This window comes from Clostridium sp. ATCC 25772 (genome assembly GCF_001573875.1).
In the GTDB taxonomy this organism is placed as follows: Bacteria; Bacillota; Clostridia; order Clostridiales; family Clostridiaceae; genus Clostridium_J; species Clostridium_J senegalense.
Window position 1 is genome coordinate 29,990 of record NZ_LFRG01000030.1, and the last position, 17,397, is coordinate 47,386.

At 26.0% G+C, this 17,397-nt stretch carries 10 protein-coding genes; 6 read left to right on the forward strand and 4 right to left on the reverse strand.

All coding sequences use genetic code 11. From position 1 onward, the window contains the following. Positions 1-129: 129 nt before the first annotated feature. Entirely contained in the window at positions 130-294 is a 165-nt protein-coding gene (locus AZI32_RS18025) for a DUF1540 domain-containing protein (protein ID WP_082761228.1), read from the reverse strand. Positions 295-560: 266 nt separating this feature from the next. Between AZI32_RS18025 and AZI32_RS11610 the strand changes: the two genes are divergently transcribed. Together AZI32_RS11610 and feoB are read left to right on the forward strand one after the other, a co-directional pair. Beyond that, entirely contained in the window at positions 561-806 is a 246-nt protein-coding gene (locus AZI32_RS11610) for a FeoA family protein (RefSeq protein WP_061995997.1), read from the forward strand. Between the two features lie 98 nt (positions 807-904). Further along, positions 905-3,028, forward strand: coding sequence for a ferrous iron transport protein B (gene feoB / locus AZI32_RS11615; RefSeq protein WP_061995998.1), 2,124 nt, complete (start codon positions 905-907; stop codon positions 3,026-3,028). A 68-nt stretch (positions 3,029-3,096) separates the two neighbouring features. On the opposite strand, the gene AZI32_RS11620 is transcribed toward feoB, so the two are convergent. Both AZI32_RS11620 and atoD read right to left on the reverse strand, forming a co-directional pair. Further along, complete coding sequence (locus tag AZI32_RS11620) at positions 3,097-3,756, reverse strand: CoA transferase subunit B (RefSeq protein WP_061995999.1); 660 nt, start codon at positions 3,754-3,756, stop codon at positions 3,097-3,099. A 2-nt stretch (positions 3,757-3,758) separates the two neighbouring features. After that, complete coding sequence (atoD, locus tag AZI32_RS11625; protein WP_061996000.1) at positions 3,759-4,412, reverse strand: acetate CoA-transferase subunit alpha; 654 nt, start codon at positions 4,410-4,412, stop codon at positions 3,759-3,761. Positions 4,413-4,831: 419 nt separating this feature from the next. Between atoD and addB the strand changes: the two genes are divergently transcribed. From addB to ybaK, 3 genes are all read left to right on the forward strand, one after another. Next, a complete protein-coding gene (gene addB / locus AZI32_RS11630) occupies positions 4,832-8,257 on the forward strand; it encodes a helicase-exonuclease AddAB subunit AddB (RefSeq protein WP_061996001.1) in 3,426 nt (1,141 codons plus the stop codon). Then, complete coding sequence (gene addA, locus AZI32_RS11635) at positions 8,250-11,945, forward strand: helicase-exonuclease AddAB subunit AddA (RefSeq protein ID WP_061996002.1); 3,696 nt, start codon at positions 8,250-8,252, stop codon at positions 11,943-11,945. Before addB ends, addA begins: the two co-directional genes overlap by 8 nt. A 533-nt stretch (positions 11,946-12,478) precedes the next feature. Beyond that, a complete protein-coding gene (gene ybaK / locus AZI32_RS11640; RefSeq protein ID WP_199869631.1) occupies positions 12,479-12,976 on the forward strand; it encodes a Cys-tRNA(Pro) deacylase in 498 nt (165 codons plus the stop codon). A 59-nt stretch (positions 12,977-13,035) separates the two neighbouring features. On the opposite strand, the gene AZI32_RS11645 is transcribed toward ybaK, so the two are convergent. Beyond that, positions 13,036-13,812 (reverse strand): nitroreductase family protein, encoded by a 777-nt coding sequence (locus AZI32_RS11645; protein ID WP_061996004.1) that lies wholly within the window; start codon positions 13,810-13,812, stop codon positions 13,036-13,038. 186 nt (positions 13,813-13,998) lie between these two features. On the opposite strand from AZI32_RS11645, the gene AZI32_RS11650 reads away from it, so the two are divergent. Next, positions 13,999-17,217 (forward strand): sensor histidine kinase, encoded by a 3,219-nt coding sequence (locus AZI32_RS11650; RefSeq protein WP_061996005.1) that lies wholly within the window; start codon positions 13,999-14,001, stop codon positions 17,215-17,217. Positions 17,218-17,397 lie beyond the last annotated feature (180 nt).

A 17,397-nucleotide genomic window follows, 5' to 3' on the forward strand; every position in this document is an offset into this window, starting at 1 on the left:
TTTATTTTCATTTTACAATTTTAATAATTAACATCAATATTACTAATATATTAGTAATAAATACTAATTATTAAAAAATGTATACTAAAAATGCTATTTTATATTTTAAAATTTTATAAAATAGTTTAATTAGTGATTACATTTTTTAAAGCTATTACAATCAGTACATTCAGGCATAGTAGGATTAGTTTCATGAGTACCTACTTCTATTTTGTTTAATGTACAATAGTTATTGTCTTTAGCATGGTGTTCGCATTGTTCTACAGTGCATCCAATTGATTCATTTTGTTTCATTATTAATTACCTCCTCTAAATTTATTGATTAAAGAAATTTTATAATCTTTAATCATTACAGTAATATTGTGAGCAATATAAGCAATATTATGTGTATCAAAATGTGGGTAAAAATCCAAAAAAAATAATAAAAATGATACCGGATTTCATTTAAATAGCATATTTTATATAAATATATATATTAAGAACCAATGTATATTAAATTACATAATATGTAATGAGGTTACAAATGTTAAAATCAATTAACAAAAGGTAGGGAATGGTTTATGGAGGATAAAATATTTAAACTTAGTGAATGTGAAGTAGGTGAGACTGTAGAGATTAAATCAGTTTTATCTACAGGATTAAGCAAACAAAGATTATTAGACTTAGGATTTGTGCCTAGTACTAAAATTTATATATTAAGAGAATCACCTTTTGGGGAGCCAGTAGCTTATCTTGTAAGAGAAACATGCATAGCGCTTAGACAAGAAGAAAGTGAAAATATTTTGGTGAAGAAAAGTATTTTATAAAAATTTTATACTAATATATAATTTGAAATTCTAGTTTATTTATATAAAGGTAATAAAAATAGATTTATTTTATTAAACAATTTTTTTAGAGGTGAAAGATGGGTTTAACTTTTAATTCAACAAAAAAAGAAAATTTAAAAGACATTAAGATTGTTGAAAAAAATAAAAACAATCAATATATAATAGCGTTAGCGGGAAATCCTAATACAGGTAAAAGTACTGTTTTTAATGAACTAACTGGATTACACCAACACACAGGAAATTGGCCAGGAAAAACAGTAGTAAATTCTCAAGGAACTTTTAATTATAAAAATAATGAGTACATTTTGGTAGATTTACCAGGAACGTATTCATTGTTAGCAACATCATCAGAAGAAGAAGTTGCTAGAGATTATATATGCTTTGGACAGGCAGATTTAAATGTTGTAGTTGTAGATGCAACTTGCTTAGAAAGAAATTTAAATTTATTAATTCAAATTTTAGAACTTAATCCTAAGGTTTTAGTTTGTTTGAATTTGATTGATGAGGCTAAAAAGAAAAATATAGAAATAAATATTGAAAAATTAAAAAAATTATTAGGAGTTCCTGTTGTTGTAACTTCTGCGAGGAATGGTGAAGGAATCAAGGATTTAAAGGAAAATTTAGAAGTATACACTAAAGAATATAAAAGAGAAAAGCTATTTAAGATAGATTACGGTGAAGATATAGAAATGAAGGTTAATTTTATATCTAAGTTATTATATAAAAGATATAATGATATGAACTATAGATGGGTTTCATTAAGATTGTTAGATGGAGATGAAACTATTATAAAGTCTATACGCAAATATGTGGATGAAAATTTTTTATTATATGATGATGAAGATACTAAAAAAATTAAAGAAATTATAGAGGAAGCAACTTCTATTAGAGATGTAATTGCTTTAAAAATATATGAAAACTGCTCCTATATTGCAGAAGAGACAGTAAAAAAAGATGAAAATCAAATTTTAAAACAACAAAAAGTAGATGATATTCTAACATCAAAAAAATTTGGAATACCAGTAATGCTTATACTTCTGACTGTGATTTTATGGATAACAATACAGGGTGCTAATTATCCATCACAGTTATTAGCTGACATGTTTAACAATTTAGAACCACATTTATTAAACTTTTTTAAAAGTATAAATAGTCCTATTTGGCTTACAAATATTTTAGTTTTAGGAATGTATAAGACTGTTGCATGGGTAGTTGCAGTAATGTTACCACCTATGGCTATATTTTTTCCTATATTTACTATACTTGAGGATTGTGGGTATTTACCAAGAATTTGTTTTAATTTAGATAAAGCATTTAAAAAGGCATGTTGTCATGGTAAACAAGTTTTAACAATGTGTATGGGATTTGGATGTAATGCAGCTGGGGTTATAGCTTGTAGAATAATTGACTCGCCAAGAGAAAAATTAATTGCAATACTTACGAATTGTTTTGTACCTTGCAATGGAAGATTTCCAACATTAATAGCATTATCAATGATTTTTGTAGGCGGTACTTTTGCATCTAATACAGCAAATTCAATATTAGCTGCATTGATAGTTGTGGGCTTAGTGATTTTAGGTGTTATAATAACGTTATTGAGCTCATTAATAATGTCAAAAACTATATTAAAAGGTATGCCTTCTTCTTTCACATTAGAATTACCACCATATAGAAGACCACAAATAATGAGGGTTATATATACTTCTATAATTGATAGGACTATATTTGTATTAGTTAGAGCTATTAAGGTAGCAGCTCCAGCAGGGGTTCTTATATATATATTTAGTAATATTATTATAGGAGATATGAGTATAATTGGGCATATTGCTAATTTTTTAGATCCTATAGCAAGTTTAATAGGATTAGATGGATTTATATTAATGGCATTTTTATTAGGGCTACCAGCTAATGAAATAGTTCTTCCAATACTTTTAATGGGATATTTAGCAAATGGTACGATGGTAGATTATACTAGTTTAGACATGCTTAAAAATATTTTGATAAATAATGGTTGGACCTATTTAACATTATTAAATACGATGATATTTTCCTTGTTGCATTTTCCATGTGCAACGACAATACTTACAATAAAGAAAGAGACAGGAAGTAGGAAATGGGCTTTATTTTCTTTAGTTATGCCTACAGTAGTAGCATTTATAGTATGTTTTATAACAACTACTATATATAGAATTGCTATATAAGCAGTTGTTGAAGTAATAAAAAAATGAACTGATAAAATTCAGTTCATTTTTTATTGTAAATAATTATGTTATATATTCATTCTTTTTATATTGTCAGGAATTATTAAATCAGCTAGAGTTGAAGCTTTAACATCAGCTACTGTAGCTTCTGGTCCTAATTCTCTTAAAACAAGACCTTCTTTAGTAACTTCCATAACAGCCATTTCAGTTATTATTAAGTTAACTTGGTGAGCAGCTGTTAATGGTAATGTACATTTTTTCAATATTTTAGGGTTTCCTTTTGCAGTATGTTCCATTGAAACTATAACTTTCTTAGCTCCAACTACAAGATCCATAGCTCCGCCCATTCCAGGTACTTTTTTACCAGGAATCATCCAGTTAGCAAGATTTCCTTCTTGGTCAACTTCAAGTGCACCAAGTATAGTTGCATCAACATGTCCACCTCTTATTATAGAGAATGACATTGAGCTATCAAAAAATGCAGCACCAGGTACCACAGTAACGTATTGTCCACCTGCATTTATTAAATCTTTATCTTCTTCTCCTTCTTTAGGTGAAGAACCTATTCCTACAAAACCGTTTTCAGATTGTAGTGTTATATCTATTCCTTCAGGAATGTAATTAGCAACAAGTGTTGGTAGTCCTATACCAAGATTTACAACATCTCCGTCTTTAAGTTCTTGTGCAACTCTTTTTGCTATAACTTCTCTCATCATACTTCTATCCATAATTACTTGTCCCCCTTTACAATGTAATCAACAAAAACTGATGGTGTAACAACTATGTTAGGATCTAATTCACCAGCTTCTACAAGTTCTTCAGCTTCAACGATTACAATATCAGCTGCCATTGCTATTAATGGATTAAAGTTTCTAGTAGCTTCATGATAATAGATGTTACCTTTTTTATCTACTTTTGATCCAAATAATAATGCTACATCAGCTTTTAAAGGAAGTTCAAGTAAATACTCTTTACCATTAACAGTAATTTTTTCTTTGCCTTCTTCTATGATAGTTCCAATTCCAGTTTCAGTTAGGAATCCTCCAAGACCAGCGCCGCCACATCTAATTCTTTCAGCAAGTGTTCCTTGAGGAACAAGTTGAACGTCCATTTCATTTTCATTCATTTGTCTTCCAGTTTCCGGATTAGTACCTATATGAGAGGCAATAGTTTTTTTCGCCTGTTTATTAACTATTAACTTTCCAATACCTTTATCTGGGTATCCAGTATCATTAGCAATTATAGTTAAATCTTTAACCCCTTTTTCAACTAATTTATCTACTAATTTTTCTGGAGTTCCAGCTGCTAAGAAACCACCGATCATAACAGTCATGCCATCTTTAATATGAGAGATAGCTTCTTCAATAGTAACAATTTTGTTCATAACATATACCTCCAAATATTTTTAATTGCCTTACTATAAAGAATATTCTACACAAAAATAGAAAATCCTTCTTTTATTTTAAAAAAAATCATAAAATTATTAAAAAATAAAAATTATATTGAAAATAGCGGATAAAATTTAAATAAAATTTTACTTATGTATAAACTTTAATTTTTAACGAGATGAGATTTTATATGTTTTTTAATAATATTAAATCTAAAATAGAAACATATAATAAAAGTTTAATTATTAACTTTAATCGCTAACATCTGACTACTTTAGAGCAAATAGTATATAATTTAAATATGATAAGTACAAAGAATTAAGAGTTATTTAATTTAAAGGTGGTGAGTTTTTTATTGTATATATAATTTATTTTATTAAAATCTAAAATTATATAAATGCAATAATATATAGATATGACATTAAGATTTATATTTGGTGGTTCAGGTAGTGGAAAAAGTTATAGATGTATAGAAGAAATTATAAATAAAAAGAAAAAAGGTGAAATGAATCCTTTAATACTGTTAATTCCCGAGCAATTATCTTTTAAATCAGAGAAAATGTTATTAGAAAGATTAGGTTGTTTAGGCGTTAATAATGTATATAGTTTTAGTTTTAAAAGGCTAGCTCATACCATTTTTAATGAAGTAGGAGGAATTACACATAAAAATTTAAGTAATACGGGAAAAGCAATAATAGTTGATAAGATACTTCAAGAGTCAAAGGATGAGCTTAAAGTATTTTCATTATCAGCAAAGCAGAGTGGTTTTGTAGATAATATTATATCAATGATTAATGAATTTAAGACTTACAATGTAACTGTTGAAAATATTAATGAAATGAAAAATGTTATAGATGAAAGCTCACTTTTATCAGACAAAATATTTGATACATCATTAATATATGAAAAGTATAATTCAGCTTTAGGAAAAGATACTTTTGATCCAGCAGATACTTTAGATTTTTTAAATGAGAAAATTTTAAAGAGTAAATTTTTAAGTGGTGCAGAGATTTGGATTGATGAGTTTTATGGTTTTACGCCTCAACAATATAATATTATAGAAAAACTTTTTAAAATATGTAAGAGAGTAAATATAACATTGCCATATACGGGAAGCAATGTTTTAAAAAAGGAAGAGGAATTTGATATAACAGATGCATTTTATCCTGTTTTTTATACTGAAAATAAAATATTAAAAATAGCAGCAGAAAATAACATATCTTATGAAAAACCAATTATATTAAAAGGGAATCCTAAAAATGAAAATAATTATAGATTTATGAATAGTGATGAATTAAGCTATATAGAAAAAAATTATTTTAATATTGCTACTAAACCATATGCAAAAGAAATAAATGATATAAAAATATTTAAAGGATTAAATACTTATTCAGAAATACAATATGTAGCAAAAGAAATATTAAGACTATGTAGAGAGAAAAATTATAGATTTAAAGATATAGCAGTTATTGCTCGTAATTTAGATAGTTATGAGGATATAATAAAAGCTATTTTCTCAGAGTATAAAATTCCATATTTTTTAGATATGAAAAAAGATGTAGAGAGTAATCCTATAGTAATTATGGTTAAATCCGCACTAGAAATTATATTAAAGAACTTTTCGTATGAAAGTGTTTTCAGATATTTAAAAAGTGGGTTTGTTGATATTGATATGGAAGATGTAGATGTTTTGGAAAATTATGTTATAGCTTATGGTGTAAAAGGTGAAAAAAAATATTTAGATGAATATTATTGGAAAGAAGAAAAACCTAAAAATATAAAAGATAAATTTTTAGGACCAATTCTTAATTTGAAAAAAAGTTTAAAAAAAGAAAATAAAATTGCAAGTATGTGTAAAGCATTGTTTGTATTTTTAGAAGAATTGAATTTAGGACATAAGATAAGCACAAAAATCGAAGAGTTAAAAGAAAAAGAACAGTTAAATGATGCAAGGGAGTATAGTTCTATATGGAATTTACTTATGGAAATTTTAGATGAATTAGTTAAGGTTTTAGGAGAAGAAAAAATAACAGTAAAGCAATTTGTATCTTTATTTAATATGGCTATTTCATATCACGAGATAGGGATAATTCCACCAGCACTAGATCAAGTTACAATAGGAGATATACAACGTATAAGAGCTCAAGATATTAAAGCACTTTACATTGTTGGTGTTAATGATGGAGTTTTTCCAAAAGCTAAAATAGAAGATGGAATATTTAATGATTTAGATAAAAAAGTTTTTCAAACTAATGGTATGAAATTATCAAGTGATACGCAAACCTTAATGTTTGAGGAACAATTTTTGATATATACTGCGCTAACACTTCCAAGTGAAAAACTTACTTTAAGTTATCCCGTTGCAGATTTTGAAGGAAAGGCTCTTAGACAATCTATAATAATATCTAGAATAAAGGGTATTCTTAAAGAAGTGAAAGAAGAAAGTGACATAGTAAAAGATATGAATATGGATGAATTAGATTATGTTAATTCACATATTCCAACTTTTAATAATCTTATTATGCAAATAAGACATTATATAGAAACAGAAGAAATATCACCAATATGGGGCGAGGTATATAAATATTTTATAGAAAATGAGGATTATAGCGAAAAGGCCAAAACTATTTTTAAGGGGTTCTCATATAAAAATGTTATAGATGCCATAAGTAATGAAAAAGCAAAAGAACTTTATGATGGTGGAAATTATTTTACTGTATCTAAAATAGAAAAATATGCTAGATGTCCTTTTGCTTATTTTATACAATATGGTTTAAAAGCAAAAGAAAGAAAAGTTTATGGGTTTTCAGCACCGGATTTGGGAAGTTTTATGCATAATGTTTTAGATAGTTTTTCTAAAGATATGAGAAAAGAAGGACTGAAGTGGCAAGATATTGACATTGAATATTGTGAACGTAAAGTGGAGTCAATAGTAAATATTATAATGAGTGAAGATAGAAGTTTTATATTAAATAGTTCTTTTAGATATAAATATATAAGTGAAAGACTAAAAAGAGTCTTAGTAAGAGCAGTTATAACTATCATGAATCAAATTAATTTAGGAGAATTTGAACCAGAAGGATATGAAATTGGTTTTGGCACAGCGAATAGTGAATATCCACCAATAGAAATAGAGCTTTCAAATGGAGAAGTTGTAAAACTAATAGGAAGAATAGATAGAATAGATAAATTAATATCTGGTAATCAAGTATATTATAGAATTATAGATTATAAATCAGGATCAAAAAAATTTAGACTAAGTGATGTATATTATGGATTACAGGTTCAGTTATTAACTTATTTGGATGCAATTTTAAATAGGAAATTAAACATAGGAGAAAAGTCTAACCCAGCAGGAGTTTTATATTTTAAGATAGATGATCCAATAATAAGTGTAGATGAAAATATGTCTGATGAGGAAATAGAAAGTAGTATATTAAAAGAGCTGAAGATGAAGGGACTTTTAATTAGAGATGTAGAAGTTTTAAGAGAAATGGATGAAAGATTAGAAAACGGAAATAAGTCTAGTATAATACCTGTTGGATTAAAAAAAGATGGTGAATTTACATCTGATTCTAGTGTAATATCTTATGATGGGTTTAACGTACTTAGAAAGCATGTTCGTAAAGAGTTAAAAAACTTTTGTGAAGATATGTTAAGTGGTGATATTAGTATTAATCCATGTAAAGTTGAAGATGATGATCCTTGTGAATATTGTGAGTTATCAGCTATATGTCAATTTGATTTATCCTTTGAGGAAAATAAATATAGAAATATTAAGGGGAAAAAGGATAAGGAAATATTAAAAATATTGGAATGTGGTGAAGAAGTAAATGAGTGATAATAAAGTTAAATTTACAAAGGAGCAACAATGGGCAATAGATACAAGAAATGCTAACTTACTTGTTGCAGCAGCTGCAGGCTCAGGAAAAACAGCAGTTTTAGTTCAACGAATAATAAATATGATAACAGATAGGGAAAATTCAATTGATATAGATAAACTATTAGTAGTTACATTTACTAATGCAGCAGCATCAGAGATGAGAGAAAGAATAGGTGACGCCATTTCAAAAGAAATTGCCAGTAAACCTACATCAAAGCATCTTCAAAGACAATTAACACTTTTAAATAAAGCTAGTATTATGACTATACACTCCTTTTGTCTTGAAATAATTAAAAGAAATTTTCATATGATAGATTTAGACCCAAGTTTTAGAGTTGCAGATGAGACAGAAACAGAACTTTTAAAGCAAGAATCATTAGAAGAAGTTTTTGAAAAAATGTATGAAGACAATGATGAAAAATTTTTAGAGCTTATAGAATGTTATTGCAATAATAAAAATGACTTAAGTCTATTTAATATGGTTTTGGATTTATATAGATTTTCTATGAGTACACCATATCCAAAGCAGTGGCTAAAGGAAAAAAGTGAAATGTTTAATATAGAAGAAGCTTTTAAAATAGAAGATTCATCTATAGGTAAAGCGTTAATTAATGATATAGCAATTGAATTAGAGAGTTTAACTAAATCTATGAAAATAGCAAAAAAGATAATAGAAGAAGATAACTCTTTAGAAAAGTATTATAAAGTTATAAGTGATGAGTATTCATACTTTAGAGAATTATATAAAAATAGGGATTCCTTAGAAAGCTTAAAAAACATAATAAATAATATAAAATTTGTAAGGATGCCTTCCATTAAAAACTGTGAGAATAAAGTCTCTCAAGAAGAAGTAAAAAACATAAGGGAAACAAATAAGAAGAAAATTTTAGAATTAACATCTATTATAAATAAAGCAACTTCTAATTATTGCAAGGAAGATATTAAATATTTATATCCACTTATGAAAAAACTTTGTGAGTTGGTAATTAATTTATCTCAAACATATCAAGAAAAAAAGAAAGAAAAGGGAATAATAGACTTTAATGATTTTGAACATTTTGCATTAGAAATTTTAACACAGCTAGATGAAGAAAATAATATAAAACCATCTAAGATAGCTATGGAATTAAGAGAGAAGTATGACGAAATTTTAATTGATGAATATCAAGATTCAAATTATGTGCAAGAGTATATACTTACTATGATTTCTAAAGGAGACATTGGTGAAAATAATATATTCATGGTTGGTGATGTAAAACAAAGTATTTATAGGTTTAGAATGGCAAAACCAGAACTATTTCTTAAGAAGAAAAACACTTATAGTGAGTCAGAAGGATCAAAAGAACGATTAGTAAAACTGTATAAAAATTTTAGGAGTAGAGAAGAAGTAATAAATGCTGTAAATTATATATTTAAAAATATAATGAGTGAGCATTTAGGTGAATTAGATTACACAGAAGAGGAGTCCTTAAATTTAGGTGCAGATTATAAAGAATTAGAAGATGGTGTTTGTGGTGGACCGGTAGAAGTTATGCTTTTTGAAAATGAATGCATCATAGAAGATAATGAAGATGTTGAAGAAGAAGCAATATCTACTATAGAATTGGAAGCAAGAGCTGTAGGACAGAGAATAAAGGAATTTATAGAATGTAAAAATGACTTTAAAATTTTTGATAAAAATTTAAAAGAATATAGAATTCCACAGTATAAGGATATAGTTGTTTTACTAAGAGCTACCTCAAGTTATGCACCTATATTTTCAGAAGAACTTAAAAAAATAGGTATACCTGTTTATACTGATGCAAATGATGGTTACTTTAATACTTTAGAAATAAAAACAATGATAAGTTTGCTTGAAATTATAGATAATCCTAAACAGGATATTCCCCTATTAGCTGTTTTACGTTCGCCAATAGGTGGTTTTTCGTCAGAAGATATAGTAAATGTTAGATTAAATAGTCCAGAAACAGATATTTATGATGCACTAAAAAATTATATTGAATTAGAACATACAAAATTAACAAAAAAAATATCTGGATTTTTAATGAAATTGGATATATGGAGAAAAAAATCACTTATAGTTCCTATTGACGAATTAATTTGGAATTTATATATGGAAACGGGTTATTATGGTTATGTAGGGGCAATGCCTACTGGGGAAAAAAGACAGGCAAATTTAAGAATGCTATTTCAAAGGGCAAAACAATATGATAAAACAAGTTATAAAGGTTTATTTAACTTTATAAAATTTATAGATAAAGTTAAAAGTACTAGTGGTGATTTAGGATCAGCTAAAACTATAGGTGAAAATGAAAATGTAGTAAGAATAATGAGTATTCATAAGAGCAAAGGGCTTGAATTCCCAGTTGTGTTTTTAAGTGCTATGGGAAAACAATTTAATACTATGGATATAAAGAAAAAAGTATTATTTCATCATGAGTTAGGTTTTGGTCCTGAGGTTATAGATTTTAAAAGAAGAATTTCATATAGTCCTATAATCAAGGATATAATTAAAAATAAAATAAAGAAAGAAAATTTATCAGAAGAAATGAGAATACTTTATGTTGCGTTTACAAGAGCTAAAGAAAAATTAATAATTTCAGGAAGTATTAAATCTTTTGAAAAATCTATAGACAAATGGCGTAGTATAGCTAAAAATAGTGAGGGAAAAATTCTGCAAAGTTATTTAATAAGAGCTAATAATTATTTAGATTGGATTATGCCTTGTATAATTAGACATGAGGATGGAGTTGGGTTATTAAAAGATAATAAAATTCCTATAATTAACGATAATTCTAAGTGGAATGTTAAACTTATGAGTTATAAAGATCTTATAAAATATGAAGATAAAATAGTTAGTAATAAGGATATAGAAGAAATATTAAATAGAATTTATGAAATTCATGATGATACAATACACAATGAAGTTTTTAATAGATTAGATTATAGATACAAATATGAGAAAGCTACCAATATGGAAACTAATTTTACTGTATCTGAATTAAAGAGGCAAAATAATGAAGAACAGGAAAGGGAGTATACAGGAAAGTATGTTCCATCAATAGTTAAAAGACCTAAATTTTTAGAAGAAAAAAAAGTTTTAACACCAGCAGAAAAGGGTACTGCTATTCATGCTGTTATGCAAAGATTAGATTTTTCACATGATTGTAGTGAGAATGGCATAAAAATGCAGATAGCAAATATGGTTGAAAAAGAATTAATAACTGAAGAACAAGAAAAAGTTATTAAAATAAGTAAAATAATTAACTTTTTTAATGATGATTTAGGAAAAGAGATAATAAAAGCTTATAAAGACGGAACTTTAAATAGGGAAGTGCCTTTTAGTATAGAAGTAAGAGCTAAAGAAGTTTATAAAGAATTACAAGAAGATGTATATGATAATGAATTTATAAAAATACAAGGAATAATAGACGGGTACATTGAAAAAAATAATCAAATTATTTTATTTGATTATAAAACAGATTATATATCAAGGGATAATGAAAATGTAGTTCAGTCTATAAAAGAAAAATATAAAATGCAATTAGACTATTATAGTAGGGCTTTAGAACAAGGAACGGGGAAAAAAGTTATAAAAAAATATCTATATTTGTTTTCCATAGATAAAAGTGAAGAAGTTGAGTAAGGCATATGATAAGAAATAAGAGGTCAAATATGCGAGAATACTGACTTATTATTAAATTTGATTATCCTAATAGTAAAAAGGTGTATTACATTGGTGACAATCCAATTTAATACACCTTCTTTTTATGAGTTATATTTATAAAAGTATAACCACAACCTTTATAAATGGAGGAAAATGAAGAAAGTATTTATAATATTTGGGGAGTATTATAGGGAATACTTTCTTGAAATATAAGGTATAATTTATACCTTAATTTATAAATATAATAAATGAATTTTAGTTTAGATGTATGAAAACATCGTTAATTAGTATATCCAATATAATAAAAAAAATTCAGAAGGTATTTTATAAGGTCAAATTGTTGCCTAAGATAAGGCGTCAACATAGAGTTTAAATTCATATCTTTATCAAGCTAAAAAATTGTCACTTTATAAAAGTATAAATTAAAATTTGAAACCCTATATGTACTATAATTTGGTCTTTAAATCAAAATTTGATACAATAAATAAAAGATTAAATAAATTTATAATTAGATTAGTAAAGGAGAAAAAATGGCACAGGTAAAGACAAATGCGATGAGAATTTTAGATAAAAAAAATATAAATTATAATATTATAACCTATGAAAATAAAGATGGAAAAATAGATGGATTGTCAGTTGCTGCTAAAATAGGAAAGTCAGAAGACATGGTATATAAAACATTAGTAGCTCAAGGGGTTAGTAAGGAATTATATGTTTTTGTTATACCAGTAAAAGAAGAATTGGATTTGAAAAAAGCATCAAAAATTTGTGGTGAAAAAAAGATTGAGATGATAAAAGTTACAGATATTAATAAATATACTGGATACATAAGAGGGGGATGCTCTCCAATCGGTATGAAAAAATTATATAAGACATTTATAAATATTACTGTAGAAACATTGGAAAATGTTATAGTTAGTGGTGGTAAAATTGGTGTTCAGATAGAAATATCACCTAAAAATTTAATAGAAACTATAAATGCAAAAACAGAGGACTTGATAAAAAGTTAGGAGAAACTGTATGAAAGTAGAATTTAAATTCTACTTTCATACAGTTTTTTTATATGAAATTATTTTTTTAGCCAGTGCTTTAATATTACATTTATACTTCTCTCCATTTCACTAGAAAATTCTTGACCAAACTTTCTACCATATAAAAATTGACCAAAATTTTCAGCATTGTATTTATTAGGTTTAGAAATTTTATTTTCATAAAGTTCATACATAGTCTTAAAATCATCTTTATTTAAATCTTGATAATGTTCAGAGTGAATAATGTATTTTTTATCAAATCGAGGTGTAACTTTTTTAGGATAATCATCTGGATAGTAGCCAAGACAAAGCATTGAGATAGGAAATGTCCAATCAGGCAAGTTAAAATGTTTTTTATGGATTTCATAATTTTCAATTATATCACCTATATAGCAAGAGCCTATATTTAAGGATTCTGCAGCAACAACTGTGTTCTGAGCAGCTATAAAAGCATCACCAGCAGCTAAAAATAAACTTGATAAATTAGGAGTTTTAAATTTTACATTGGCTTTATTGCAATAATCTTTGATATTACAATTTTCAAAGTATTTATAAAGTCTATGCATATCGGCTAAGAATATTAATATTACTGGTGCAGTAGCTATAAAAGGTTGATTATCACAAGTTTTACTTAACAATTCTTTTGTTTTAGCATCTTTGACTACTATTATAGAATACATCATCATATTCCCAGCAGTAGGAGCTCGCATAGCGCTTTCCAAAATTAAGTTTAAATGATTTTCTTCAATTTCGACATTTTTATATTTTCGCAAAGAAGTTCTGTTAAATATTGAATTTAATGTAGAATTATGCATAATATCCTCCTTATTTTAAAGTTGAAAATTTACGGAATTTGAATTTAAGTAATAATATCATAAAATTCCAAATATTTCAACTTACAATATAATGTATTAAATGAAAAAATATAGAAATAATATAAAAATTGTTATATTATTGTATAAAAAGATAAAGTTTGAAGTTATTATATGAGGGGATATTATATGATAAGTTATTATTTGAAAAAAAATGAATTTTATATTAAATTTTTAATTATTTCTGTTTTATTTTGTACTTATTTAACATCTAATGCATTAGCTGTAGGAAATCAGCTAAATTTTGAAAGAATTACTAATGAAGATGGATTGTCGCAAAATACTATAAGATCAATTATACAGGATAAAAAAGGATATATGTGGATAGGGACTAATGAAGGGTTAAACATATATGATGGCAATAAATTTGAAATTGTTAAATATAATAAATTTAAAGATAAAGGTTTATCATCTTCTAATATTTTGTGTATCACACAAGATAATAAAGAAAATATTTGGATAGGAACAAAAAATGGACTTAATAGATTCGATACTAAAACCAATAAGGTTCAAATATATAAATCTAATGATTGTGATGAAAATAGTATATCTAATAATAGTATAAGAGCATTAATGGTAGATTCTAAAAATAGATTATGGGTAGGAACTGAATATGGATTAAATATATATAATTATGATGAAGATAATTTTTTAAGGCTTTGTAAAAGCAATTCTGATATAAAGTTAACAGATAATAGAATTACTGCTATAGAAGAAGATAATAAAGGGAATATATGGGTGGGAACAAAGGATGGATTAAATTGTATTAACAAAGATTTGAGTAATATAGATACTTATTTTCAGGGAGGAAATTCATACAATTTAACAGATAATAGCATTACAAGTTTGTGCGTGGAAAATGACAATCTATGGGTGGGAACGTTAAAAGGTGGAATTAATAAACTAAATTTAAAAACAAAAGAAAATATTATTTATAACAATGAAAAAAAGGAAATATTAAGTAATACTATTACAAAATTAAAAATAGTAAATTGTAATGAAGAAAATAAAATGTTTATTGGCACTCATAATGGATTAAATATATATGATTTAAAAACTGAAAAAATTATAGAATGTAAAAATAGCACATGTGATTTAAAAAGTTTATCAAGTAATGTAGTTATAGATATATATCAAGACAGAACAGGACTTATATGGATTGGAACTGCAGATGGAATAAATTTATATAATTCAAAAAGTTTTTTTAAACAATATAAAAAGACTGGAGATGAAAATTCTATAAGCAGCAATATAATAAGTGGAATTTATGAAGATAATGATGAATTGCTTTGGGTAGGAACTAGAGATAATGGAATTAATTGTATTGATAGAAAAAATAGAAATCAAGTTATATATAAAGAAGATAAAAATGAGTATGTATGGTCTGTAGTTGGTAATGAGAATGATGAAATATACTGGAATACATCTCATTATATAAAAAAATTTGATAAAAGTAATGGAACGAGTACTACTTTGGATTTACCTATATTTTCTCCAAGAATATTATATTTTGATAAAGAAGGTTATCTTTGGATTGGTGGTAGAAATGAATTAATAGCTATATCTCCAGATGGTGAGGTCATAGATTATAAATTCATTCTAGAAAGTACTATTGGAAAATTAGATAAAGTTATTTTAACAATACATCAAGATAAAAATGGAGAAATGTGGTTTGGTGGAAATATTGGTATTGTAAGATATAATAAAGAAACTAATAAAATAAAAAATTATTATCATGAAGAAAATACTTGTGATGGGTTAATAAGTAATAGAATAAGCTGTATTAATAGTGATAGTAAAGGTACTATATTAATTGGCAGTGATTATGGAATTAATATGTTAGATCCTAAAACAGAAAAATTTACTCAAGGTGATGAAAGTTCTGGATTACCAAGCAATTATGTATATGGAATATTAGTAGATGAAAAAGATAATCCTTGGATAAGTACTAATCAAGGAATATGTAAGTTAGAGATTGATAATCAATCAATAATTATATTTGATATTTTTGATGGATTACAAGGAAAAGAGTTTAATTTATTATCTTATTTTAAAAATAAAAATGGAGAAATGTTTTTTGGTGGTAATAATGGATTTAATGTATTCAGTCCTAGTAAATTTAAAGAAGAAGATATTAGTACAGACGTAGTTATAAAAGATATATCTATTAATGATAAAGAAATAGTTGATTATGAGGACTTAAGTTTAAAACATTATGAAAATAGTTTTAGTATAAATTTCTTTCTTCCTGATTATAGAAATTTAGGAAATAGAGCATTTTCATATAGACTAAAAGGATTAGATAAGGAATGGAATTTTGGATTAAACTTGAATAATATAAGTTATACCCAGATTCCGCCAGGTGATTATACTTTTGAAATATGTTCACAAAATTGTATTGGTCAGTGGAGTAGTCCTAAGAAAGTAAATATTAATATTCAAACGCCACCATGGAGAACACCTTTTGCCTATTTAATTTATATTATTATAGTATCTATGATTATATTATTTTTGTGGAATGAGTTTAAAGTTTTAGAGTCCTTAGTAAAACAAAAGACTAGTGAATTAAATAAAGAGTTACATGAAAATGAAAATTTATATAAAAAAATTATTAAGCAAGAAAAAAATAAAAATAATTATTTTGTTAATTTATCACATGAACTTAGAACTCCACTAAATGTTATTCTAAGTAGTCTTCAACTTATAGATAAATTGAATGAAGAAAAAAGTTGTATTCCAAAGGAAAAAATAGTATATTATGTAAAGGTTATGAATAAAAATTCTAATAGATTATTAAAGCTTATAAATAATATAATAGATACGTCCAAAATTGAATCAGGAACGTACGAAGTAAAATTTGAAAATGTGGATATTGTTTATTTAGTTGAAGAAGTTGCTCTTTCAATGAAGGATTTAATAGAGAATAAAGGAATAGAACTTATAATAGATCCTGAAATGGAGGAGAAAATGATAGAATGTGCACCAGTAGAAATAGAAAGGTGCATTATAAATTTAATAGGAAATGCAGTTAAGTTTACAGATAAAGGTGGAAAAATAGAGGTTAAATTGTTTGATTTAGGACAGCAGGTGAAAATATCGGTAAAAGATACGGGAATAGGTATTGATTGTAAATATCATGATGTAATATTTAATAGATTTTCACAAGCTTATAAAAAGTCTACAGAAGAATATGGTGGAAGTGGACTGGGGCTTACGGTTACAAGACAATTAATTTTGTTACATGAGGGTGATATAGAACTAATTAGCAAAGTTGGAGAGGGGAGTGAGTTCGTTATAACACTTCCTGTCTATAGAAATACCCATGTAGAAAGTTTAAATTACTCATAATAAACTAGATTTATTCTTGAAAAGATTTTAGGATAAAAAATTAATTAGGAGATGATGTTGTTTTAATAATATATTAAAATTTAAAACGGCATTATCTTTTTATTTAGGGTGTGTCTGAAAACTAATTAGTGCAAAAGATTTAAATTTTAGATATAATAATATCAAAAAAACTATGAGGTA